This window comes from Peredibacter starrii, assembly GCF_034259205.1.
Classification (GTDB): Bacteria; Bdellovibrionota; Bacteriovoracia; order Bacteriovoracales; family Bacteriovoracaceae; genus Peredibacter; species Peredibacter starrii.
Map to the genome: position 1 here is coordinate 665,178 of NZ_CP139487.1, position 24,639 is coordinate 689,816.

A 24,639-nucleotide genomic window follows, 5' to 3' on the forward strand; every position below is an offset into this window, starting at 1 on the left:
ATGTTTAAATTAAACCCCCAAGAGGAATTCCCCATGACGATGGTCAGCAATCCGCCAGAAATTAAGTACTTCAATCGTATGACCAATAAGACTGAAGTGGAAAAAGTCTATGGTGATGGGTTCATTAAATTTCTTTATAGCTCTGCCTTAGGGCATCAAGTTGGTACGGTTTTTACTAACAAATATTTCAGCAAAATCTACGGTGCTTTTCAGGATCTTCCATCAAGTCACAGTAAGGTTCGTCCTTTCGTAGAAAAATTTAATATCTCAATTGATGATTACGAGCCAGGCACACGTCCGGCCCTTGACCCAAGAGACTCATACCGTACGTTCAATGAATTCTTCATCCGCCGTTTTAAACTTGGTAAGCGTTCATTTGTAGCTGAACCAAATCGCATGCCCGCTTTCGCTGAGGCCCGCTACGTTGGTTTCGATGCTGTTAATGAAAGAGATACATATCCAGTGAAGGGACAATACCTTTTGGCGAAAGATCTGGTTGGAAATGATCAAGTGGCAAAGATTTTTGAAGGTGGTCCATTAGTGATCGCTCGTCTTTGTCCGGTTGATTACCACCGCTATCATTACCCTGATAACGGCAAGGTATTGGACAACTTCCGCGTACCAGGTGCTTACGATTCAGTGAACCCACTGGCACTTAAATACAAAAACCAAATCTTCATTAAGAACGAGCGCCACGTTTCAATCCTTCAAACGGAAAACTTTGGTCGCCTTGCTTACATCGAAGTAGGTGCTATTTGTGTTGGTAAGATTATTCAATCTCACCGTTGGAACAAACCGTTCATGCGCGGAGAAGAAAAAGGTTACTTCTTATTTGGTGGATCAACAGTTGTTCTACTAGGGGAGAAAGGGGCCTGGAAACCTTCGGCGGATATTCTTGCCAATACTGCTAAAGGTATTGAGACTTATTTACATCTTGGCACTGAAGTCGCGGTTAAAAACTAAGATTACAAATCACTGGGAAGTGGTCGGTAGGATATCTGCCGTCCACAGTCCCCTTGTCCATCACACAGTTCTCAATCTTTGCTTTCTTGTCCACCATCACCCAATCAATTCTAGAACCATTTTGACATTCACCACTAAAAGCATGGTGGGAAGTTTCTTCGGTTTTATTGAATAATGACCAGGCATCTTGGAGATTCGGAAATTCTTGTTCAAGAACCTTACGAACTTCACTCTGAGGCGAGTCGTTGAAGTCTCCCGTAATGAAGAGCAGAGAATTTTCGTTCCAGAAACGTTTAATCTCTTTAATGAGCACCTTTACCTGGTTCACCCTGGTCTGAGGCTTCACATGATCTAAATGCGTATTAATCACGAAGAAATTTGTTTTTGAGTTCTTAGGCTGAAGTTTCACCCAAGTCATAAGGCGAGGAAACATACTTTCAAACGAAAGACTCCCTGCGACTCCCGGAGTTTCAGAAAGCCACAAATCCTCGCTCTTCAAAATTTCAAAGCGGTCCTTCTTAACAAAGATCGTTGGATACATTCTTTCCTTAATCCAAGATCGATGTGAGTCGATGATAAGAAAATCACCGAGTAGGGTCTCAAAGTCTTTTAACTGGGTGTATCGACCTTCTTGGGTCGCGATAATATCGGGATTATGCTTGAGGAGAGTTTCGGTCAGGATATTTCTGCGATGAGGCCAAGCATTGGCCCCATCGGCAGGATTATCAAAACGAATGTTGCAGCTTATAAGACAGAACTCCATTAATAAATTATATTGCTTTTAGTTAAGCTTCTCAACATAGCTCTCTATTTCCAGACTGAATTTTGCCTCTTCATTTGTAGACACAGGGGGGCTAATGACATGTTTGTTGCCTGAATCACATTTAACCGTGTTTTGACCGGTTATTTTAAAAGTTGTCGCAGGTCTATTTGGAAGACTTAATTTGATCTCGTTTTCAGTCGTAGCTGCTTTAATATTCAGATAACTCCCTTTCTCATCATATTCTTCCTGATATTGAAATTCTTTTCCATGCAGGCCAAGTTCTCCAATGACTTCCCATGCAAGGGGAGCCTCAGGAGCGAGATTTTCAAATAATGTCAGAAAGTGAGTACAGTATGACCAAGATCTACCATTACCTTCTCTTCCTCCACCGCCACCTTCTGAATGTTTAGTTTGTTTTTGGTCCGGACGAAATTTTCTCATTGTTCTAGATGGTCTAATCTTCAAGTAAATTTGAGGCAAATTTTTATTATCAATCTTCAACTCATTTAACGTTTTCCCGTTTTCACGTGAAACCACTTGTTTGGTGATAGTGAAGCGCTTTTTGAACAACTCCGATAGATTTTGAATCTCAGAATATACCAGTGCCTTGTCGCCATTTTTAAAGTGGCGATAGAACCATGTTTTGTTACTTATTTCCTTAGCATGAAAAAATAAATCGTCTTCCTTGATTTCCGTTGATTGGTAAATCTTTAAATCTTTTAGAAGTTCCTCGAATTCGTGTTGTTTTGAAACATAAAGAACGCGGCTCTTCGATTCCTCTCCAAGAAATACCCGGTAGGTTTTTCTCGTCACCGTTATGTCTTCACTGGCCTCAAACCCCGATGCTTTTTTTGCATATTTTTTAGTAAGAATGAAATGTGCATTGCCTTCCATGATGAGTTTTAGATCACTAGATGTAAGTTCAAAACTCACAAATTTTTTCCATTCAGTAACAAAAAACTTTCTACTGTCGTGTGAAAAATAGATTTCGTCTGGATGGCTGTTCGTCTCATTAAATTGCAGACTGACTTTGTAGAGATTTGACTTGAATTCAAGTTTAGGAGCATTCTCCATTAATATTTTAGATCCTTCAGAGAAGTACTTTGTCTCAGAAATCTTCTTTTCTGAGGCAGTAATAACTTCAGAAGCATTCATGGTTTGATTGTTGAAATCTACTTCAAGAATTCCATTATGTTGAACCAGCAGTTTGCCTTTCATACTTCCAATGGTTTCCACATTGGCGATATAATTATCGCCATCCAGTTCATTAGCGTTCACAATTTGATCGCCATCATTATCTCTGAGATCCAAGGCCTTTGGTTCCTGATGCTTTCCACAAGAAATGATGAGAAGAAAAATTAACCAACGCATATTATCTCCCTGCCACAACTTGATTCATGAGGGAGTGAACTTCACCAACACCCCAAAAAACAACTTTACGGTCTTTTACTGCGACTTCATTTTGAGCTTTCTTGTGAGCATCCTGAAGAAAAGAGTCCAGGTTTGATAGCATAGCTAAAAAGATCTTTTCATCTCTTGCATCCATCGCCACTTTTTGGAAACGGAATACACGGTTCTCTTTTTGCTCTAGAACTGCTTCAATAAGTTCCAATGATTCGGCCTGCTTTGCCTCAATCCCATTGATCTCTTCCATCATAAGAGGAGAGATGTTTTGATTAATTTGATAAGTCTGGCCCGAGGTCGATAAAACTCCACGGATGATGAGGGCCTGTAGAATGTTGAAACAAACATTCTCATGAAGTCCTGACTGAGAATAAATTTCTTCAAAACTTAAACTCTTTTTTCCAAGACACTCAAGAACGATTCTTTCTAATGATGATAGACCTTTCATAAAAATCTCCTTAGGCCATTACCGCATCTTGGAACACAGAGCGGATATAAGTGCGTGAATAACGTTTATTAGTAATTTTTCTTTCAATGTAATCAGCAAGCTTACCCAGTTCGTCGTTTGTAAGTAGAGAAGAGGCCTCATCCATTGCTGTGTTCAGACGGTGGTAACTTGGGCTCTCGGCAATCTTATCTGTGATTGCTTTTTCGAAGGCCTCGAGTTCTCCGACTTTCATGTTTTTTCCATTGAAAAGTCGGAAAACGCGGGTGATTTGGATACCTGTACGGTCTGAGATTTCACGAAGAGTTTCTTCTGGGAAGAACTGGCGGTAGCGTTGGAGGGTCTTATTTTGTAAAGTCATTAGTTGCTCCTGTTAGGGTTATGATGGAAACCCCTAGAGCAAGGACCGTGCCAACTAAAACTGGAGTTTATTTTCCTGGAGGATGCGGTAGAAAGCGGAGCTGGAGATTTTAAGATCTTTGATACAAGCGGTGATTTTTCCGTTATTTCTTTTCATGGCCTCTTCCACGGCCTTTCTTTCAATCATGTTGATATACGACTTCAGACCATGCTGGAAAACATGCTCTTCCCATTCTTCTTGAGAAGATTGAAATTTGGTTTCTAGGCCCAGCATTTTACTAACAATTTGTGAATCAATGATTCCCGAGCCACCTTGAGAAAAGCGCTCACAGGTCTTTCTTAATTCACGGATATTTCCGGGCCATGCATGCTTTTTTAGTAATTGAATGGCATCCGGCTTAATCACGTATCTACGAGGAGAAAGGGCCTGGAAATGACGAAGTAAAAGATCAATATCGTTAGGTCTTTCTGAAAGAGATTTTAAGTGGAATTGGAATCCGCTGATTCGATGGAAGAAATCCTCTCTGAATTCTTTCTTGGCCATTTTATCTTTCAGGTCCTCACAAGTCGCGGTTATGAGAGTAAAATCTGCTTTAACCGGGGTTGAAGAACCCACGGGATAGAAAGTCTTCTCATCAAGGGCCTTAAGAAGCTTCTGTTGCATGGCCATGGGCATAGTCGCAACCTCATCCAGGAAGAGGGTTCCTCCATGAGCGAGCTTCAATTTCCCATCTTTCTTCTGATCGGCACCAGTGAAAGCGCCCTTTTCATGACCGAATAATTCTGATTCCAACAAGTTCTCGGCAACTTCTGAGCAGTTTAAATGAACGAGATTGGCCTCAGGATGAGTAATTTCATGAATGAGTTTTCCCAGTAAACTTTTACCCGTACCGGTCGGACCTGAAATAAAGAGCGTCTGATTTTTCCAGTTTATCTCTGCGAGCTTCTTGAATTCGGAAATGAGGTCCTCGTCCTGAGTGATAAATTCATCTTTGAGGATCTTTTCAAATTTGGCCTGCTTGGCCTGGATAAACTTCTGAATATAAACAGGAAGCTGGTCCTTTAATTTGAATTTTGAAAGGTAGTGCTTGGCCCCTAAGGTATAGGCCTTTTCAATGGTTTCATCGCCCTCATAGGAACTCACTACAATACAATGAGAGCCCTTTTTAACGATTTCTGAAATGAGATCCACTCCAGAGCCTTCACCAAGCTCAATGTCGGTTAAAACGATGTCGTAGGGCCTTATAGCGAGCTTCTCACGGGCAGACTTAATGTCCTCAGCTTCTTCAATGATCCCAAAAGGCTGCAGTATTTCCCGCAAATTGAGGCGGGCATACTTATCGTCTTCAATAATGAGAAAACTCAGATGGGACTTCATACCTAGTTTGTAATCCTGAAATATTCCGATTTCAAATACTGGATTCGGAATCCGAATATTTTACAGAGGTGAGCCTTGTATGACCCTTGAGGGCAGATTACTATCTTATTGAAAGATGTTTGAGATGAGGGACCATGCGTATAATTCAATGCGATTCGACAGCTGAAGCGATCCAGACCGTTGCTCTACTAGTTATTGAGAAAATGGAATCTCACCCAACTGCCGTTATTGGGCTCGCCACTGGCCGAACCATGGAGCCGGTATATGCGGAAATGGCGAAGCTCAAAACTGAAAAGTCTCTCAACCTTGCAAAGAATTTTTTCTTTATGTTGGATGAATATTTCGGACTTCCGGAAAATCATCCTTCAAGTTTTAAGTACTACATTGAAAAGCATTTCTTAAATCCATTGCAGATTTCTGCTTCTCAGATTGCTGTTCCTCCCGTTCATGTGAGAGATGGGGCCACTCATTATGAAGAGAGCATTAAACAAAGTGGAGGAGTGGATCTTCAACTTTTAGGTATTGGTCGAAATGGTCACGTTGGTTTTAATGAACCAGGTTCAGAAAAGAATTCTCGCACGCGTTTAGTTCGCCTCACTGAAGAAACCATCGCAGCCAATAAAGAACAATTCGTTGATGATAAGATTCCAACTGAGGCCCTCTCGATGGGGATTGGAACAATCATGGATAGTAAGAGTCTTCTCATGCTGGCGACCGGGAAATCAAAGGCAGACATGATTAAGTACCTCTTGAATCACCATGATGATCCAAGTTGTCCGGCGAGCTTCTTAAAGCATCACCCTCATTTCACTTTAGTTTTAGACCCAGATGCGGCGTCGAAGATCAATTTAAAGATCTGACCGATATCCATTAAAGATGTGAGATTTGATTCAGGAAGTTTCGGAGTCGAAAACTTTCCCTTCTTCACAACTTGAAGTTGATAGATCACCCCAAAGGCCATGCCTGTAGCATCTGTGCCTTTACCACCAATCACCTCAGAACCACGACGAACGTTGTCCATCATCCAAGCTGGAAGTCTCAGGTGATAGGGATTGCGGCTCACTTCGCCCACGTGTTTTTCTAAGGCATGCATTTGCAGCTCAAGAATTTCAGTCGGGACTTCAACCAGCAGATTTGGTTTAGTCATCTGACCCCAGAATTCACTCCAACAAACAATGGCAGTAGTCTTTGAAGCGACAAGGGTCTTCTTTAAAAGTTCACCGGTCTTAATATGAGTCGGATGAAAATCTTTCAAATGAGGAGCAATGATAAGTTGAGGCTGATATTTTTGAACAAGAGACTTTAGTTCTTTTTCTTTTTTCTTCCAGTTCTCATCCAGAATGATGTTCTCCATCTCGAGAAGTTCACATGCATCTTCTAGTTCTTTCAGACGTGCTTTCTGGCGCTCTTTCTTTGATCCGAGAGTCACAGCAACGTTGACGATATGAGCGTTGTTCTCTTTTTGGAGACGTAATGGAAGTGATCCTATAATTGATTCATCATCCGGATGCGGAGAAAGAATCATGACCGTAAATGGAACGGAAGACTTTTCAGTTAATGGTGCCGGATTAAATAGAGAAGCGAGAGGTTTAAGGATTGGGGTGAATTCCATTTCACCGTTCCTTAGTTAAAACTTTGTTAACGTCGTTACGACGTAACAAAAAGCGATTAGGATCAAAAATGATCGAATCATGGGCCCCTCTAATGTGTGTAGACATTTCCAATCTACCAACTTTGATTTCAGTCAGTCTAGGGGCCCGTTTAGGAGTGAAAACACTTAATTCAGCTTTCAATTAGTTACGTTTGTAATCGTCTTGAAGACGCACAATGTCATCCTCACCTAAGTAGGTACCAACCTGCGCCTCAATCAGAACCAGATCAACTTTCTGCTGGTTATAAAGACGGTGAGTGGCCTCTTTTGGGATATAGCACGACTCGTTTTGCTTCAGATCGAAAGTCTTGTCATCAATGGTTACAGTGGCAACACCACTTACCACGATCCAGTGTTCAGAACGGTGGTGGTGATATTGAAGGGAAAGCTTCGCACCCGGACGAACCGTAATTTGTTTTACCTTGTAACCAGGATTCTCTTCAAGAATAGTATATGTTCCCCAAGGGCGGTGAGCAGTTGTGTGAACATTTGTCATTTCAACGTTATGCTTTTTAACTTCCGCTACAAGGTCCTTCACTTTCTGAGTAGAACCTTTCTTTGCAATCACAATCGCATCGCGAGTGTCGACGATCATTAGATCTTCAACATCAATCGTTGAAATAAGTCGATCATCAGAGATCACAAGATTGTTCTTAGAGCCGAGATGAATTGTGTTCTTTGAAAGTGTGTTCCCGTTCTCATCTTTTGGAAGGGTCTCATAAAGTGAATCGAATGATCCAAGGTCACTCCAACCAATATCGGCCGGCACAACATTCACTTTTTTCGATTTTTCCATTACAGCATAATCGATACTTTCAGAGCGTATCGCCACCATGTCTTCTTTCACAAGACGAATGGCAGATTGATCAACGCGTGCATGGGTGAAGGTCTTGTGACTTTGTTCATAGACATCAGGAGCATAGGCCTTTAGTTCTTCCAGGAAAACTTTCGCTTTAAAGCAGAACATCCCGCTGTTCCAGAAGTAGTTTCCGGCCTTCACATATTTTTCTGCAGTGGCAGCGTCTGGTTTTTCTTTGAATGATTTTACTTCAAGACCGTTGGCCTCAATGTAACCGTAACCAGTTTCAGCGTAATTTGGCTTAATACCAAAAGTAACAAGCTTATCTTGAGAAGCAAGCTCTTGGGCCTTTTTAACAGCGTCTTCATAAGCGGACTGGTTTTCAATCAAGTGATCCGAAGGAACGATAAGTAGGATATCATCAGGCTTACTTGCAAAAGCGGCCATGGCAATCGCAGGGGCGGTATTGCGTCCTACTGGTTCAAGAATAAACTGACTCTTAGGGGCCTTCAGCTCATCTAGTTGATCAAGACCCATGAAGTATTGTTCTTGGTTGATCACTACTGAGAAACTTTTTGCAAAAGACAGGTTTCGTTTAATGGTCTTTTGATAAAGAGATTCATTCTCGAATAATTTTACGAATTGCTTTGGATAAAGCGTGCGTGAAATTGGCCACAATCTGGTTCCAGAACCACCACAAAGGATGACGACTTGCATAGATTTCTCCTAGAGGAGAACGATCATAACGCTAATTTAGAAATTAGGAAATACCCAGTGTGAGGGTCGCAACCGTGAAATAGATAAGAAGTCCGGTAATGTCCACGATAGTTGTGATCGCAGGACTGGCCACAACTGCAGGGTCACCGCCCATTCTGCGAACGACCAGAGGAAGGCCCGCACCAATAATGGCAGATGAGATAACCTGAATGGAGATAGCAAAAGAAATAACGATCGCAATCTGACTCATGGTGAACCCAGGAGGCAGCATGGCGTGGAACGAAAGAAAGGCGATCTTAAGATAAGTCAAAACCGCTACACATACTGAAAGCATGAAAGAGATTTTCATCTCTTTAAAGACGATGCGAAGCCAGTCTTTGTCATTGATCTCGCCCAGTGAGAGGGCACGAATGACCACGGTGGCCGCTTGTGAACCGGTGTTACCACCAGTCGCTGCCATCATCGGCATGTACATTGCGAGGATAATAAAATGCTCGAGCACACCTTGGTACTCGTTAATGATCATTCCTGAGATAATTCCAATTGCGGCAAGGGAAACGAGCCATACCACACGTTTTTTGAAGTGGTGGAAAGATGAAGTCGCCATGTACTCTTCATCATCTTCAGAGGGCATGATCCCCATGAATTTTTCCATATCTTCGGTTTCTTCCTTACGGATAATATCAATCGCTTCTTCATGGGAAACAATCCCCACGAGTTGATTAAGCGAGTTTAAAACCGGAATGGCCACAAGGTCATACTTTTCGATTTTTTGGGCCACTGACTCTCGGTCTTCATTTACTTCTGCATAAACGAAGAACTCGTTAAGCATCTCATTCACACGAGTCTTCGGATCGTGCATTACAAGATCTTTGAGAGTCACAAGACCCTTCATCACCATAGAGTGATCTACGGCATAGATGTAGTAGATCATATCTTTGGAAGGAGCATCTTTTCTGATTTTTGCTAAAGCTTCCGCCATCGTCATATCGGCGAAGATGGTGGCAAAGTCTGTAGTCATAATCCCACCGGCAGTTTCCGGAGGGTAGGCAGAGAGGATAATTACGTCTTCACGAACTTTTTTATCAAGGTAGGGTAGAAGTTCAATTTGTTCTTCTTTCGTTAGCTCTTGATACAAGTCAGCTCGGATATCAGAAAACATCTGGCCGAAAATTTTCGCAAATGTTCTGCGATCTAATTCATGGAACAACTTCAATTGAAGATCTATGGAGAAATCAGAGAAAATACGACCCTGATCCTCTAAATCGAGTTTCTTCAGGTATTCGATAACCTCTTCCAGAGGTTTCTCTTCCATGAACTCCGCCACGTCCATCGTGGGAAGTTCTTCAAACATTTCAACCAGCTCAGCAGTTTTACCTTGCTCAGAAAGATCCTGAAGAAGGTCCTGATTCTCTGGTTCCTGATCGTTTTCGTTTTCTTCCATTCGGGCCCGAGTGTACTTCAAATCCAGCTTTTTCCATAGGTTAAAAGCTTTACCCTATGAAAAAACTTTAGGTTAAACAGTTGTTCCATAATATTAAGAACTTCCTAAAAAAAGTCGATAACTTATTGGAACCCTTTTAAATTTAGCTTAGGCAGCCCAATGAGTAACAGTATACCAGTCATAAAATTTTTGTTTAGTTCAGAATTTCGCGTTCTGAATGAAACTCTGCAGGCCCAGCCAAGCTATGAGGTTGAAGACTTCAATGCTGTTAATGATCTGGCCACTTTTGTTTCAACTATTCCTGCTGGTCTGATCATTTCATCCCTTTGCGATAAAAATGATCTGGTTCAAATTGCTTCTTTCATGAAAATTGTGAAGAAGGTGGCGAAAGATACGGCCATTAAAATGGTCGTGATCAACTTTTCTGGTGATAAACAATTTGAAAAAGCCGTTGCGAAACTTGGGATTCAGGATCTGGTAGAGCCGGCGATCAATGCTAAGGCCTTCAAATTCAAATTAGATTTTTGGATGAAGTCGCTTAATGTTCAAATTAAGAACAATCCAAATGCGAATGCTCAGAAGAATGTGAAGTCTGCTGAAGCGGCCAAAGCGCAGGACAAGAAAGTAGATAATAGCGCGCCAACTTGGCTGGAACCTCTGGATTTGGAAGATGATATCTGGATCGTTAGCAATGAAACCGATTGTAAAAAAATTCTTTCAAAATGGTTAATTAAGCTGACTGGTCCTGGACCTTATGTCGGGCAGTGGAATGACGTTCAAAACAATCTTTGGCGTTTTGAGATTAAGGGCGCAGATAAAGATATGTATGTACCAGGAAGCGGCCACTGGTATTTTCATGGTGATGTAAAACCTGATTTCGTTTGGAAAGAGAACGTTTGGTTAATCACGGGTGATAGTTTTGATCTTTTCTACAAAGACGGCGATAAGGTCTTTTCTCGTCTTAAGTGTAAGGACAAAAACTTTACCGTTTGTAAAAACTCTCTTTATGCCAAAACAAAAGAACAAGTCATTAAGGAGAGTTTTGATAAGGACATGGTTTTCCGGAAGGAAGCTGAGGCCCTTAATGATCTTGAAGGTAAAGGGAAGGCCGATGCCATCAATGGCGGTCCTCTATCAGGCAAGAATAAAACCTCACATTTAAATCAAAATCCACTTTCGGGTGAAGTTAATCCTGAGGATCAACTTCTTAATACAGATCCACTTACTCAGAATGTCTCGACCGATAAGCAGTCTAGCTTTTGGAAGGGTAAGAACACTTATGAGAATGAGGGGGGAGATGGATCGGGTCCTGCCTCTGCCGGTGTTCATGCTGGCCAGAACCTTGAGCAGGAAAATAAAAAGAACGAGCACCAAAAGTATTATAAGAATCACAATGAAGCTGAGAAATACGAAGCTGAGAAGAAAGAGCAAGAACGAAAACTAAGTGAACAACAAAGTGGTTCTGGTCCTTTGACTGGTAAATCTTCCACTGATGAAATTGATGGGCACTATTCAAATAATGGGGAGAGAAGGGCCAAATCTTCTGCCGAGCGCTCACAATCTGAACTTTCAGGTAAATCGGAAACAGATAAATTAAATTCTCATTATGGAAGCAAAGACGGAAGTTCACTACCAGGAAAACCTGAGCGAGAACGCACTGAACATTCTTCGCACGATCTAAAAGATGGTGGACTTGCCGGCAAAGGGTCTACTGAAAGAATGGATTCGCATTATAGCAATCCTGATGACGCTAAAAATGCCAAGGCAAAGACTGAAGAAAACAAATCAAGAACGAGCATGGCAAGCTCGGAAGGAACCACCACCGGTAAAGGTTCTTTCTCGGACACCAAAGACACTGCCCAAAATGGTTCTTCTCATCATGCTCATGCAAAAGATGAGAAGCGTGGGAACGAGGGAGCGGCTTCGATTGATCCTTATGAGTCTCTGTTTGGAAAAAGTAAGGATCGTAAAGAGGCCCCTGCTGCGAAGAAAACTGAAAGAAAGCTCGACGCTGATTACACTAATTTTACAGATGATGATCTTCGTCCTTCCTTAGATGAAAAACAAAAATCTGCCCTCGCTGATGTTGTCTCTCTTAATACTTATAAAAACGAAAAGCTTAAAGAGGCACTTCAAGAGAGTTACGATCCAGAGATTGAAGAGGCTTCCGCCGATGCTAAGGTCTCTTCGACCATGTTCTTTAATAGTAAGACAGTTGATTGTCGATTTGATGATTTTTTTGATGAAACAATTATTTTTACAACCACAGATGAAGGCCTGTCTACAGATTCAAAAGTCGATGTGGACATGTCTTTCAAATATTTAAATCAGGACACCAAGGTCAAGATTCAAGGTGATGTGGTGACAGTTGAGGGAGATGGTGAGGGTAACAACTATGTGACCGTCCAACTCTCGAAGGATAACGTGGAGACTTTTGATAAGTTTATGCGTTTGTATAAGCTCCGTCAGGAGAACGCAAACTCATTTATCAAAAAGGTCAAAGGACTTTAATGAATCGCTACGACGGTAATACCATTTTAATTGTGGACATAGATCGAGTTTATGGAACTCAATTGGCGGAAGTTTTGGCCTCTCAAGGGGCAAGGACCTCTTTCGGAAGCAGTATAGCTGAAGCAAAAGAACTTTTACTTCAATTTGATTTTGATATTGTAATTTCAAATTACTATTTAACTGATGGAATTATCTTTCAGCTCATTGATTGGTGTGAGAAGAACATAAGAACTCTTCCTATTTTCACCGCCATGGGGAATCCACTTCCTGGAGAGTTAGATCTCCTTCGTAAACAGTCCATTGCGGATGTCTTTTCGAAGGGCGATCGGAACCGCATGTTTACGGGAATATCAAATTTATTATTCGACTTCAAAGAGTTCCAGGGCAATCTTCAAGAGATGATAAGTCCGAGTGAAGTCATGATTGAACTCAAAGTTAAGGAAGAGCGAATGTTTGCTCGTCCAATTGAGATCGCTGATGATTGTATCTATCTGCTACTCAAGCAACAGTTTCAAGCAGGAATGTTTGGGATCATGAACTTCTCACTGAGAGAAAAGAAAGAAGTTCAACATTTTGTCATCCCTGGTTTCTTCGCTGGCGAATTCGCTGAAGGCCAGCAGTTTAGAATCAATCGAACCTATCAAGGACATTGGAAAATCTTTCTGGACCATATGCAGGATAAGCAGATGAATATTTCAAACTTTCTGAAAAAGGCCGCGGGACACTAATATGGATAAGAAAGATATCTTCCGCGAATTCCTTGAAAAAAACGAAGTCCTTATCGTGGATAAAAATCCAGGTTCAAGAAATCGTCTTTTAAAGACCATGTTTGATTTGGGCGGTAAACGCCATATGATGCATACTGCGGGACATCTTTCTGAAGCAGAAGAGATCATCAAAACAAAAAAAATCGGTGTAGTTCTTTCTGATTACTTCATCGGCGGTGGCTCGGGATTTGATTTGTTCAAAATGATCCGGGAGAAAAATCCTGATAATAAAGAACTTTGTTTGATCCTGGTTACGGCCAATATTTCTCAAACTGCAGTTGCAAAGGCAGCAGAGGAAGATGTCGATTCATTTATCATCAAGCCTTATACCATTCAGAGCATTCAAGAGAACTTGATCTCCACCGTGTCAGCAAAGGTTAAACCTTCTGACTACGTAGTTAAGATTGAAGAAGGGAAGGGACTTCTGAATGCTGGAAATTATGATGCTGCTGAGAGAGCGCTCAAAGAAGCAACAGAGATGCATCCTAAGCCGGCACTTGCCTTGTTTTACTTGGGACAACTGGAGTATTTACGAAACCATGTGAATGAGGCCCAGGGCTCATATGCTCAGGGTCTGTCTTTCAATAACATTCACTATAAGTGTCTTGTTGGTCTTTATGAAATTTTCATGCGTGAAGAAAAGCATGTTGAGGCCTATCAAATCGTAAAAAAAATCGCCAAGTACTTTCCGGCCAACCCAGATCGTTTAATGCAAATTGTTCGTCTTGCCATCAGAACCGGTAACTTTCAGGATATGCAAAGCTACTATGAGATCTTCACATCTTTGGATGAGCGTGCTGAATCCATGGTGAACTACATAGGGGCCGGGTTGTATATTGCCGGTAAGTATAATCTTCTGAATAATAATCCAGAACTTGCTCTATTGTTCTTTGATAATATTGCCATCTCTTGTTCTGAGTTCACAAAATTCACCCGTGCCATCATTTCAGTTCTCGTGGAACATAACATGGGATCTGAGGCGGAGAAGTATCTTAATCGTTTCCCATCAAGTGCCAAAGAGCATGAAGATTTTTTAATTAGTAAGTTCCTGGTCACGACTCAAAAGTCTTCGGATAACGGGGCCATTATTAGAATGGGTCTGGAAATCTATAACCGAAATATCAGAGACTATGCCTGCCTACAGGCGCTTATTCGTGCCATGAAGAAGAATGGTTACAAAGAGGAGAAGATGGCACCCTATAAAGCAGAGATTCAGGCCTTGTTCCCGGACAAGGCCCCGGTTTTTGCTTAACCAATTCTTTCACTCAAGCTTCCCAATATTATCTTACCTCTCACTCTCTTTATTTACGAACTCTCACTGATTTGATCTCCTGATTAATACCAATCAAGGAGAAAAAGATGTTGAACTGGAAAGGATTCCTGGCGGCTTCTCTGTTACTTTCAGGAAGTGCATTTGCCAATGATGGCATGATCGTAAGATTTGATCTGACAAATTCGATGAAGACGTTTCTTAGAGCGAATGAATTCGATATCACCGGTGTGAACTATAACACAAATGAGATTGAAGCGCTCTTAACGCCTGAAGAGTTGAAGATCATCGAATCTCAGAAGGCCAATATCAAATTCTCTTATCCTCAAAAGCTCTCTTTAAATCCAGATTCTGAATATAAAAATCCTGGTGAGATTGAAGATTTTGTTCGTGCCATTCATGCAAAATATCCAGATATCACTGAACTCAAATCAATTGGCAAATCTTTAGAAGGCAGGGACATCTGGGCAATTAAAATTTCAGATAATGCTGACCTTGATGAACATGAGCCTGTTTTCTTCGTAAATGGCATGCACCACGCACGCGAAGTCATGACTCCGGAAATCACAACGGACATGGTTGAATACCTCACTTCTAACTACGGGAAAAATGCAGAAGTTACCTCATGGGTCAATAACACTGAAATCTGGGTCATCCCGATGGTTAATGTGGATGGCAACAACAAGATGTGGAACGAAGATTCGATGTGGAGAAAAAACACCCGTAATGGATTTGGGGTGGATATTAATCGCAACTATCCAACAGGGTGGAACTCATGTAGCGGTTCTAGTAGCAACACATATGCTCAGGACTACAGAGGGACCGGTCCTGGTTCTGAACCAGAAACGCAGGCGATGATGAATTTCGTAGCAGCTGTGAAACCGGTTTTCAGCATCTCTTACCACTCTTATTCAGAGATTGTTCTTTATCCTTTCGGATGTAAACCGAGAAAAACTCCAACGGAAGAAGCAGTTGAATCAATTGGAGCTGAGATTGCTAAGAAACTTGATTATAAACCTGGTACTCCTTGGGAGCTTCTCTACAACGCTGACGGCGGTGACATTGATTGGATGTATGTAGAACATCAGGTCATCCCATATGTGATCGAAGTAAATAGTACGTTTGCTGGATTCCATCCAAACTACGCTCGTTGGAGAGACAAAACAGTTCTTCGCAATCGTCCAGGTTGGATGCACCTGTTAACTAAACTTCAAGGTCCAAGCCTTCAAGGTGTTGTTGGAGTAGGCGATTATCAGGTAATTAAGATTATGAAAGCGGGAGAGACCAAGGTTTCTCAAACTTATAAGATCAATCCAGATGGTAGTTACTATGTAATTTTAAAACCGGGAACTTATGATGTTTCATTCGAAGGAAGAAAAATTCAAAAGTTCACCGGCATAGATGTGAAAGCAAAAAGAAGTTTTAATCTTTAATGTCTTTGAGGGCCTCTTCAAGGCCCTCTCTAATTTCTTTGTAATCCTCAGGCACAACTTCCAATAAAAATTTTTTCTGAGGATAACAAGCGATCGCTATGCCTTCAGAGCACTTACCAAGACAACCACTGCGAAAGACTTTCATTTCGCCTTTGTGTTCTTCCTTGGCCCATTTCTTTAATTTATCAGTAAGCTCTTTTGCTCCTTTGGCCGCACAGTTGTCATCACCGCTATCACGTGAGTGATTGCAGATGAAGACTTCCATTTCGGTTTTCATTTTTTCTTTTTTCATAGATTTCCATTTACGATTTTATCAAGCAGCTCACCTTCAAGCATAACGACTGCTGGTTTTGGCATTCCACCATCTGGCCAGTGACTGGTTAGCTTCTGGGCTGATTCACTGTATTCGCCAGGGTGCTGTACCGATAAGAAGAGTGTCTTATAGTCTGGTGAAAAGCAAGGCCCGGTGAATTCAGCATCAATAGGAGCTGATGCCACTCGGATAACTTTACCTTGATGCGGACCGCTTCTTAAGAAAACAAATAGCCCGTTATTTCCATAGCCCTTGTATGGACCTTTATCGATCACATCACCTGACATGTCAGTTGTGAACCAAAGATTACCCTTTGGATCGAACACCATGTTATCCGGACAAGCAAAACCATGCTTAGATCCGCCGCCGAGGAAAATATCATGCTTAAAAGTGAGGGATCCTGGATCATTGTTGTCTTCCATGATCTTAAGAACTGAACCGTAGAAATTGTTTCTCTTTTTATTGTTAGTAAGAGCAACCAATACGTCCCCTGTAAGTGGATCAAACTCAATATCTTCCGGACGATCCAGCGGAGTGGCGCCAACAAGCTTAGCGGCATCACGAGCATAGATCAGAACTTCAGTTTGATTTTTGAAGGTCTTCTTTAAGATTGGTTGATCATCGATATCTAATGATAGCCATTGACCCTTCTCAAGGCTCGCTACATAGAGCTTACCCTTATCAAGAGAGTTATCAGAGTCAGAGATAAACTTATAGAAGTGTTCATCTGCGTGATCATCACCAGTATAGGCCACGATTTTGCCATTCTTGGCCTTCGTTACCGCCGCACACTCGTGAGCAAAACGACCCATCGAAGTGTGTTTCTTTGCCTTACCTGTTAGAGGTTCAATTTCGACCACCCATCCGTAGTGCTCTGGTGGCATTGGATAAAACTTTTCCCAACCTAGCCAGCTTTCTGTCGTCTTACCATCACGGTAGCGCTCGCCCCAGAACATGTCGTAGTTTTCTTCACATGTGAGGAACGTGCCCCAAGGCGTTTTACCACCAGCGCAGTTACCCATTGTTCCCGTTGCTACTGTTGCTCCTTTAACTTTAGCGCCAGCAGCGAATGGAATTTTTGTATTGGCATCCAAGCGACGGTTGTAGGGAGAGTTATTCACAACTGACCATTGGCCATTTACTTTTTTAACTTCTAATAAGCTTCCGCCCACTTCAGTTTTTTCACGATCAATGTTTGCTTTCGTACGGGCATCAAATGTTGGGGAAACGTATTCATGGTTCACCCAAAGAATACCGTGGTCATCTTTCAACGGATGAAAAGCGATGAAATCGTTATTGAAGCCGAACTTTTCAGTTTTATTGATGGCGTCCCCATAACGAATCAGAATTTTATAATTAAGGCCTTCTGCAGTGAGAAGTTTGTCCTCAAGCGATGGGGCAAGACCAGGTAGCTTTGATGAAGAGGAAAAAGGTGAAGTAGTTGAGCATCCAGGAAGTGTTGCTAATACACCTGAAACACCAAGGAATTGGAGGAAATCACGTCTGTTCATTGGGACCTTCTTTCTGGGAAATTTTTTAGAATATGATAATATAGAGTCGTATGAAATACCATTTGCCACTCGTACTTTATGATCCAGAATGTCCACTTTGTGTGAGATTTAAGCAAGGATTAGAGTATTTGGATAAGAGTCTAAACTTTGTCTCAGTGCGAGAGGATGAGGTCTATACAGTTTTTCCTGAGCTTTCCAGACAAGATTGCATCTCTAAAGTTCATCTCATTACCCCTGATAAAGAAATTTTAACGGGACCAGAAGTGGTTGATTATCTTGTGAAGACTCTTCCGGGAGTATCAAAGCTCAGTTGGCTTCTTGATAATGAGCAAGGACAGAAAGTTAAAAATTATTTTTACGAGAAAGTAGAAGAACTCCGCGAACTCACACAAAAGAAACAAGAAGAGTGTGATCAGTGTCCGCGGAGACGTTAATTAGAAAAGTTTAGAGGCAATTTGTTGAATTGCAGTGGCCTTACCCATCGAGTAGAAATGCAGGCAAGGTGCTTTATGCTGAATCAACTCTTTTGCTTGAGCAATCGACCATTCAACACCCACATTCTTAACTTCATCATCAGAACGGCATCTATCGATAGCATCGATGAGTTCATCCGGCATATCGATGAAGAAGTTTCTTGGTAGATTTGAAATCTGCGACTTAGTTGTAATTGGTTTGAGACCCGGAATGATCGGAACTGTGATCCCTTCAGCACGGCATTTAGCTTCAAACTCAAAAAACTTTTTGTTATCAAAGAACATTTGAGTCACGATGTAGTCAGCACCATTGGCGATTTTTTGCTTAAGGTACTTCAAATCGGTTTTAAGATTTGGTGATTCAAAATGTTTCTCTGGATATCCTGCCACCCCAATACAGAACTTAGTTGGAGTTGGATTCTGAAGTTCATCTGAAAGGTAGTGACCTTTGTTCATAGAATTGATTTGCGAAACCAATTCGTCAGCAAACTTATGTCCGCCGTGAGTTGGTTCAAAATTCTTCTGACCTTTAATGCAGTCACCACGAAGGGCAAGCACGTTATCAATGCCAAGGAAATTAAGATCGATCAGAGCGTACTCAGTTTCTTCCTTCGTAAAACCGCCACAGATGATATGAGGAACGGTATCAACATCATACTTGTGCATAAGAGCGGCACAAATTGAAACTGTCCCCGGACGTTTACGAATTGATTTTTGTTCCAAAAGCCCATTTGGCATTTTCTTATAAACGAATTCCTCACGGTGATAAGTCACGTCAATGAATTTCGGTTTGAATTCCATCAAGGGAGCAATGTTATCAAAAAGTTTCTGAATACTTTCACCAGTACTCGGAGGCAAAATCTCAAAAGAGAAGAGAGTGCCTTTCGATTGTTTAATGTGATCCGTTACTTTTGCCATATTTACCTTTTAAAACAAGTTGGCCGAGAGCCATTTTTCCATATCAGTTAATGAACTATCTTTTCTTTTTGCGTAGTCTTCTAATTGATCTCTGCCGATCTTCCCAACGTTGAAGTAACGTGATTCAGGGTTAGCGAAGTACCAACCACTTACAGAAGATGGTGGAACCATTGCCATTGAATCCGTGAGAGAAACTCCGATTGTTTTCTGGACATCCAGCATGCGGAAGAGCGTTTTCTTCTCTAAATGATCAGGGCAAGCGGCATAGCCAGGCGCTGGACGAATTCCTTGATACTTTTCACGAATAAGTTCTTCGCTATTAAGTGATTCAGTTGGAACGTATCCCCAGTATTCTTTTCTTACTTTCAAGTGAAGATATTCAGCAAAGGCCTCTGCCAGACGATCAGCAAGGGCCTTGACCATGATTTGGTTATAGTCATCCTGATCTTTAGCAAATTTTTCAGAAAGCTCATCCAGACCAATTCCTGAAGTTACACAGAAGGCACCTACATAATCCATTCTGCCTGATTCTTTCGGCGCAACGAAATCAGAAAGACATGGGTTAGGAGAAGTTGCTTCTTCCATCTGGCGCTGAGTACGAAGCATATGAAGTGTCTCATAAACCTTATTCTCATTACCAACTTGCAGAACTTTTTGGTGCTTTCCATGTTTTTCACAAGTCCATTCATGGACCTTATCTTCAACTGCATAAACCTGGATATCATCGCCAATTGAGTTGGCAGGAAAAAGACCGAATACACCTTTGGCCTTAAGTGATTTGTTCTTCACAATGTCTTTCAGCAGGGCCTGAGCATCATTGAAAAGCTTTTTGGCCTCAGTTCCAACTTCCGCATCATCAAAGATTTTTGGGTAAGCACCACGAAGACGCCAAGTCATAAAGAATGGTGTCCAATCAATATAAGGAACAAGGTCGGCCACTGAAACATCTTCTAATACAGTTAGACCAAGTTTAATTGGCTTTCTGATCTCAGCTTTGTCCCAATCAATCTTCACTTTATTTTTGCGAGCGTCTTCAAGAGATAGAAATTTCTCTTCTCTTTGAGAAGCAGCGTGAGCAACACGCATTTTGTCGTATTCTTTCTTCTGGTCGACATGAACTGCGGCCTTAGTGTTCTCATTTAAGAACTTTTCGACCACTGGTACCGCACGAGAAGCATCCGCCACGTGAATAATTGAACCGTGGTAATGAGGATCGATTTTAACTGCCGTGTGAACGCGAGAAGTTGTTGCACCACCAATCAGAAGGGGAACTTTAAATTCTCTTCTTTGCATTTCTTTCGCGACGTGAACCATTTCATCAAGAGATGGAGTAATAAGCCCTGATAGACCGATCATATCCACGTCATGCTTTTTAGCTTCATCAAGAATTTTTTCACATGGAACCATCACCCCAAGGTCAATGACTTCATAGTTATTACATCCAAGCACAACACCCACTATGTTCTTACCGATATCGTGAACGTCACCCTTAACCGTTGCCATTAGAATTTTTCCAGCGCGCTTAACTGCCTGGCCGGCCTTCTCTGCTTCAATATAAGGTTGAAGATAGGCCACGGCCTTCTTCATCACTCGGGCAGATTTCACCACTTGTGGAAGGAACATTTTCCCTTCACCAAAGAGATCACCCACGACATTCATACCGGCCATAAGTGGGCCTTCGATGACATCGAGTGGACGAGAAACTTTTTGTCTCACTTCTTCGGTGTCGGCTTCAATATGATCCACGATCCCTTTAATCAGAGCGTGCTCAAGACGTTTTTCAACTGGGAGAGTTCTCCAGACATCATCTTTCTTCTCGGCCTTACCTTGGCTCTTCACCTGGCCTGCGAATTCTATCAAGCGTTCTGTAGCGTCTTCGCGGCGGTTGAAGATCACATCTTCAACGTGATCAAGAAGATCTTTTGGAATATCGCTATAAACTGGTAAAGCACCAGCGTTTACAATACCCATGTCCATGCCGACCTTAATCGCGTGATAAAGGAAAGCAGAGTGCATGGCCTCACGAACAATATTATTCCCGCGGAAAGAGAACGATAGGTTAGAGACACCACCACTTACTTTACAGTAAGGGAGATTCTTTTTGATCCATTCAGTGGCGCGGATGAAATCGATGGCATAATTGTTATGCTCTTCCATTCCAGTCGCTACAGTCAGGATGTTTGGATCGAAGATAATATCCTGAGGTGCAAATTTCACTGTCTCAGTTAGGATCTTATAAGCTCGAGAGCAAATTTCAATTCGGCGCTCGTAATTATCGGCCTGGCCTTTTTCATCAAAGGCCATCACCACAACCGCGGCACCATATTTTCTTACTAAGCGAGCGTGTTCAATGAACTTGGCCTCGCCTTCTTTTAGAGAGATTGAGTTAACAATCGCCTTACCCTGAATGCGTTTAAGTCCCGCTTCAATCACACTCCACTTTGAAGAGTCGATCATGATTGGCACTTTGCAGATATCAGGTTCAGAGGCAACGAGGTTCAGGAAGTTCACCATCACGGCCTCGGAATCAATCATCCCTTCGTCCATGTTGATGTCGATCACCTGAGCACCGTTTTCAACTTGCTCGCGGGCCACTTTTAAGGCTGCTTCGTAGTTCTTGTCCAGGATCAACTTTTTAAAAGCAATTGACCCCGTGAGGTTTGTTCTCTCACCGATGTTTAAGAAATTCGAACCTTGGAAAACTTTCAGAGGTTCTAAGCCAGAAAGCTTTTGAGTGTGATCTTCAGTCGGAAGAGTGCGAGGAGTGGCATCAACCGCGGCATCAGCAATCGCTTTGATGTGGTCGTTAGTCGTTCCACAACACCCACCAATGATGTTGACCCATTTATTGTTAAACCATTCCTTAAGAGTTCCGGCCATGTGAGAAGGTGTCTCATCATATTGACCGAATTCATTCGGAAGACCGGCATTCGGGTAAACTGAAATATGAAACGGAGATTCTTTCGCAAGGATCTCAATATAAGGACGCATAAGTTCTGCACCTAAAGCGCAGTTAATCCCAATCGACAGAAGCGGGTAGTGAGAAACTGAATAAAGGAAGGCCTCAATCGTTTGACCAGAAAGTGTTCTTCCTGAAGCATCAGTAATTGTTCCTGAAACCATTACAGGGAGTGGCTTCTTATTTTCTTTTTCAAAGTAATCCGCAATCGCAAACAATGCGGCCTTACAGTTAAGTGTATCGAAAACTGTTTCAACCAGAAGGATGTCTACGCCACCTTCGACCAAATACTTGGTTTGTTCATAATAGTTGCGAACAAGTTCATCAAAGTCGACGGCACGAAAGCCCGGATTGTTTACATCAGGAGAAAGAGAAGCGGTCTTAGTCGTTGGTCCAATAGAGCCCGCTACAAAACGAGGCTTGTTAGGATTTTTCTTCGTGTAGGCATCAGCGCATTTACGAGCAATCCTCGCAGCTTCCAAGTTAAGCTCAGGAACAAGTTCTTCCATGTGGTAATCAGACATAGAAATACGAGTACAGCTGAAAGTATTCGTTTCGATAATGTCCGCGCCGCTTTCAAGATACTTGTTATGAATTTCTTCAATCACTTGAGGCTTAGTCAGTACAAGAAGATCGTTGTTACCTTTAAGTGGATGTTTCCAATCTTTGAAACGCTCACCACGATAATCAGCGTCCTCCAGTTTGTATTTTTGGATCATGGTACCCATGGCACCATCAAGGATTAGTACTCGCTCTTTGAGAAGATTTTCTAAAGTCATTTTCGGGAACCTCAATGTTGAATACTCTAGTGTATATTTTATTTAGCAAAAAAGTCAAGAAAAACTCCTGTGAAATTAGATAGTTAAAATATATTTAGGAGGATGGGTGTAGCACCGATAAGCAACATAATGAAGGCCTTTAACCTCTTAGCTTTTTATTTAATTTTAGGTATTTCCGTGGCCCAGGCCCAGTACGGAAATCCTAACTATTCTTTGCAGAATAGAAAGCGTCAGCCGCCTCCTGCGTGTGTGGATGAGAAGTTCGTCTTACATGGAGAAATGATTCCGCTAAATTTCGAAACAGGTAGAAGTACTGTCGGCGAAGATCAAATCGAACCAGTGAAAAATAAAGTAAGCGCCTATCTTTCATCACATGAAATCGAACTCATCACTGATGTGACGGTGACCACCAGTTCTTCCAAGGCACCTTTCTATACGACAATAAATGGTAAAAAGGTCTTAGATCCTCAAAGTAATGAGAAGAGTTTATCTCTAGCAAAAGAACGAATGGTATTTGCAGAGAAGGTAATGAGTTCTCTGAAAGCCTCTTATCCCAATATCAAATTTAACTTTGCTGCTGAACTTGCGGGCCCTGATTTTCATCCCGCCGATTTGAATGATCGCTTTGTAACCAGAATGACCGCGGGTTATGGAGAAAGAGTTGAATCGCTTTTTCAAAAACATAAGGCCTCATATACGGATCAGGCGATTGTCCAATCTTCATATGACTTGTTAGATGAGCAGAAATTCGGAAATCTCTTTCTTGCTAAGTTTAAGCCCTTCCACGGAATCAGATTGGTGATCCAAGGTTATAAAAAAGAACTCGTAAAATGCCTTGAAACTAAAGAGAAGATCAATCCAAAATCTGGTGCTTCTAAGCAATAACCATCAAGTAAAAACCAGCTAGAAAAAATGAGAACGCGACCACGAGATACATATTCGGTAATCGTCGGTGATATAAGCATTCCAAGAGTGAGACCCAAACCGGGCCAGTGATCGCAATGGCGGTTAGTGTTCCCACATGAGCGTGTTTTAGAGCAGCTAGATAGAGAGTCAAAGATAAAAAGCAGCCACAAATCGCTGAACCAACCAGAAGGGAAATCTCTCTCTTTCTAAGTACCGTCAGATCCTTCACGATATTGAGATAGCTTTTTGGACTAAGAATTAAGAATCCAAACAGCGCACCCATACAGCGAATAACATTCACTTGAAAAGTTTCCAGAGACGGATCCATTTCATAGGCTTCACGAGTGAGCATCACTCCGATGGCATCCAGAGTAATTCCAAGAAACGCCCAGACAAAACTTCTAAGATCCCAGGAACCAGTGAGTTTGTTTCTTTCCAGCATGAAAATGAAAATACAAAAGATCATGCAGATCACAGCAAGGGTCTGATTAAGAGAGAAGAATTGATTGAGAAAGAAATAGCCGTAGAGTCCCAGCATCAATGGTTGAAAACTATACAGCACCAATGAACGGGCAGGACCGAGAGTAGTGAAGGCCCTAAAAAGAAAAATATCCCCGAAACAAAGACCTGTGAATCCACTTAATACGAGTAGGGCAATTCCATAGTTACTAACCGGCGCCATCTGATTAGTGACGGCCATTGCAACTAAAAAAGCCATAAAGGCTACGAAGACCTTGATTTGATTGATCCACATGGAAGAAAAGCGTTTGGCATAGATGGAAAACACCATACTCGCAGTGGAGTAAGTGAGATTTGCGCCAATGGCCAGAGCATAGACTTCCAAAGAACTCAATCGTTTACCTTTGTTAACTTCT

The 24,639-nt window shown here is 41.8% G+C and carries 21 protein-coding genes; 8 read left to right on the forward strand and 13 right to left on the reverse strand.

The window, feature by feature from the left end; all coding sequences use genetic code 11:
* The first annotated feature begins 33 nt into the window (after window positions 1-33).
* Entirely contained in the window at window positions 34-963 is a 930-nt protein-coding gene (locus tag SOO65_RS03340; RefSeq protein WP_321396900.1) for a phosphatidylserine decarboxylase, read from the forward strand.
* Here SOO65_RS03340 and SOO65_RS03345 read toward each other — a convergent pair.
* The 5 genes from SOO65_RS03345 to SOO65_RS03365 are packed head-to-tail and all read right to left on the reverse strand — an operon-like array spanning window position 953 to window position 5,313.
* On the reverse strand, window positions 953-1,726 hold the full coding sequence (locus tag SOO65_RS03345) for an endonuclease/exonuclease/phosphatase family protein (RefSeq protein ID WP_321396903.1): 774 nt from the start codon (window positions 1,724-1,726) through the stop codon (window positions 953-955). The genes SOO65_RS03340 and SOO65_RS03345 overlap by 11 nt on opposite strands.
* A gap of 18 nt (window positions 1,727-1,744) precedes the next feature.
* Window positions 1,745-3,097, reverse strand: a complete 1,353-nt coding sequence (locus tag SOO65_RS03350; protein ID WP_321396906.1) for a hypothetical protein — start codon at window positions 3,095-3,097, stop codon at window positions 1,745-1,747.
* A 1-nt stretch (window position 3,098) separates the two neighbouring features.
* A complete protein-coding gene (locus SOO65_RS03355; RefSeq protein WP_321396908.1) occupies window positions 3,099-3,578 on the reverse strand; it encodes a hypothetical protein in 480 nt (159 codons plus the stop codon).
* Between the two features lie 10 nt (window positions 3,579-3,588).
* Window positions 3,589-3,936 (reverse strand): hypothetical protein, encoded by a 348-nt coding sequence (locus SOO65_RS03360; protein WP_321396911.1) that lies wholly within the window; start codon window positions 3,934-3,936, stop codon window positions 3,589-3,591.
* A 54-nt stretch (window positions 3,937-3,990) separates the two neighbouring features.
* Window positions 3,991-5,313, reverse strand: a complete 1,323-nt coding sequence (locus tag SOO65_RS03365) for a sigma-54-dependent transcriptional regulator (RefSeq protein WP_321396914.1) — start codon at window positions 5,311-5,313, stop codon at window positions 3,991-3,993.
* A gap of 134 nt (window positions 5,314-5,447) precedes the next feature.
* Between SOO65_RS03365 and SOO65_RS03370 the strand changes: the two genes are divergently transcribed.
* Window positions 5,448-6,173: a glucosamine-6-phosphate deaminase gene (locus SOO65_RS03370; RefSeq protein ID WP_321396918.1), complete on the forward strand. Its 726-nt coding sequence runs from the start codon at window positions 5,448-5,450 to the stop codon at window positions 6,171-6,173.
* Here the strand turns inward: SOO65_RS03370 and SOO65_RS03375 are convergent.
* The 3 genes from SOO65_RS03375 to mgtE all read right to left on the reverse strand — a co-directional run bounded on the left by SOO65_RS03375 (window position 6,116) and on the right by mgtE (window position 9,924).
* Window positions 6,116-6,925: a PIG-L deacetylase family protein gene (locus SOO65_RS03375; protein WP_321396922.1), complete on the reverse strand. Its 810-nt coding sequence runs from the start codon at window positions 6,923-6,925 to the stop codon at window positions 6,116-6,118. The genes SOO65_RS03370 and SOO65_RS03375 overlap by 58 nt on opposite strands.
* A gap of 181 nt (window positions 6,926-7,106) precedes the next feature.
* Entirely contained in the window at window positions 7,107-8,480 is a 1,374-nt protein-coding gene (locus tag SOO65_RS03380) for a mannose-1-phosphate guanylyltransferase/mannose-6-phosphate isomerase (protein ID WP_321396925.1), read from the reverse strand.
* 43 nt (window positions 8,481-8,523) lie between these two features.
* Window positions 8,524-9,924 (reverse strand): magnesium transporter, encoded by a 1,401-nt coding sequence (mgtE, locus tag SOO65_RS03385; protein WP_321396928.1) that lies wholly within the window; start codon window positions 9,922-9,924, stop codon window positions 8,524-8,526.
* 159 nt (window positions 9,925-10,083) lie between these two features.
* On the opposite strand from mgtE, the gene SOO65_RS03390 reads away from it, so the two are divergent.
* From SOO65_RS03390 to SOO65_RS03405, 4 genes are all read left to right on the forward strand, one after another.
* On the forward strand, window positions 10,084-12,435 hold the full coding sequence (locus SOO65_RS03390; protein ID WP_321396931.1) for a hypothetical protein: 2,352 nt from the start codon (window positions 10,084-10,086) through the stop codon (window positions 12,433-12,435).
* Window positions 12,435-13,163: a DNA-binding transcriptional response regulator gene (locus SOO65_RS03395; protein WP_321396934.1), complete on the forward strand. Its 729-nt coding sequence runs from the start codon at window positions 12,435-12,437 to the stop codon at window positions 13,161-13,163. The genes SOO65_RS03390 and SOO65_RS03395 overlap by 1 nt, the downstream gene beginning before the upstream one ends.
* 1 nt (window position 13,164) lies before the next feature.
* Entirely contained in the window at window positions 13,165-14,454 is a 1,290-nt protein-coding gene (locus tag SOO65_RS03400; RefSeq protein ID WP_321396937.1) for a response regulator, read from the forward strand.
* Between the two features lie 107 nt (window positions 14,455-14,561).
* The gene (locus tag SOO65_RS03405) at window positions 14,562-15,905 is read left to right on the forward strand and encodes a M14 family metallopeptidase (RefSeq protein WP_321396940.1); all 1,344 of its coding nucleotides are present in this window, start codon (window positions 14,562-14,564) and stop codon (window positions 15,903-15,905) included.
* On the opposite strand, the gene SOO65_RS03410 is transcribed toward SOO65_RS03405, so the two are convergent.
* Both SOO65_RS03410 and SOO65_RS03415 read right to left on the reverse strand, forming a co-directional pair.
* Window positions 15,895-16,197 carry a (2Fe-2S) ferredoxin domain-containing protein gene (locus tag SOO65_RS03410; protein WP_321396943.1) on the reverse strand — a complete coding sequence of 101 codons (303 nt, stop codon included), beginning with the start codon at window positions 16,195-16,197 and terminating at the stop codon, window positions 15,895-15,897. The two genes, SOO65_RS03405 and SOO65_RS03410, sit on opposite strands and share 11 nt — an antisense overlap.
* On the reverse strand, window positions 16,194-17,729 hold the full coding sequence (locus SOO65_RS03415; protein WP_321396946.1) for a PhoX family protein: 1,536 nt from the start codon (window positions 17,727-17,729) through the stop codon (window positions 16,194-16,196). Before SOO65_RS03415 ends, SOO65_RS03410 begins: the two co-directional genes overlap by 4 nt.
* 50 nt (window positions 17,730-17,779) lie before the next feature.
* Here SOO65_RS03415 and SOO65_RS03420 point away from each other — a divergent pair, with 50 nt between their 5' ends.
* Complete coding sequence (locus SOO65_RS03420; RefSeq protein ID WP_321396950.1) at window positions 17,780-18,163, forward strand: thiol-disulfide oxidoreductase DCC family protein; 384 nt, start codon at window positions 17,780-17,782, stop codon at window positions 18,161-18,163.
* On the opposite strand, the gene metF is transcribed toward SOO65_RS03420, so the two are convergent.
* Entirely contained in the window at window positions 18,164-19,120 is a 957-nt protein-coding gene (metF, locus tag SOO65_RS03425; protein ID WP_321396953.1) for a methylenetetrahydrofolate reductase [NAD(P)H], read from the reverse strand.
* Window positions 19,121-19,129: 9 nt separating this feature from the next.
* Window positions 19,130-22,858 (reverse strand): methionine synthase, encoded by a 3,729-nt coding sequence (gene metH / locus SOO65_RS03430; protein WP_321396956.1) that lies wholly within the window; start codon window positions 22,856-22,858, stop codon window positions 19,130-19,132.
* Between the two features lie 129 nt (window positions 22,859-22,987).
* On the opposite strand from metH, the gene SOO65_RS03435 reads away from it, so the two are divergent.
* On the forward strand, window positions 22,988-23,743 hold the full coding sequence (locus SOO65_RS03435; RefSeq protein ID WP_321396959.1) for a hypothetical protein: 756 nt from the start codon (window positions 22,988-22,990) through the stop codon (window positions 23,741-23,743).
* Here SOO65_RS03435 and SOO65_RS03440 read toward each other — a convergent pair.
* Window positions 23,733-24,617 (reverse strand): DMT family transporter, encoded by an 885-nt coding sequence (locus tag SOO65_RS03440; protein WP_321396962.1) that lies wholly within the window; start codon window positions 24,615-24,617, stop codon window positions 23,733-23,735. The two genes, SOO65_RS03435 and SOO65_RS03440, sit on opposite strands and share 11 nt — an antisense overlap.
* Between the last annotated feature and the right edge of the window lie 22 nt (window positions 24,618-24,639).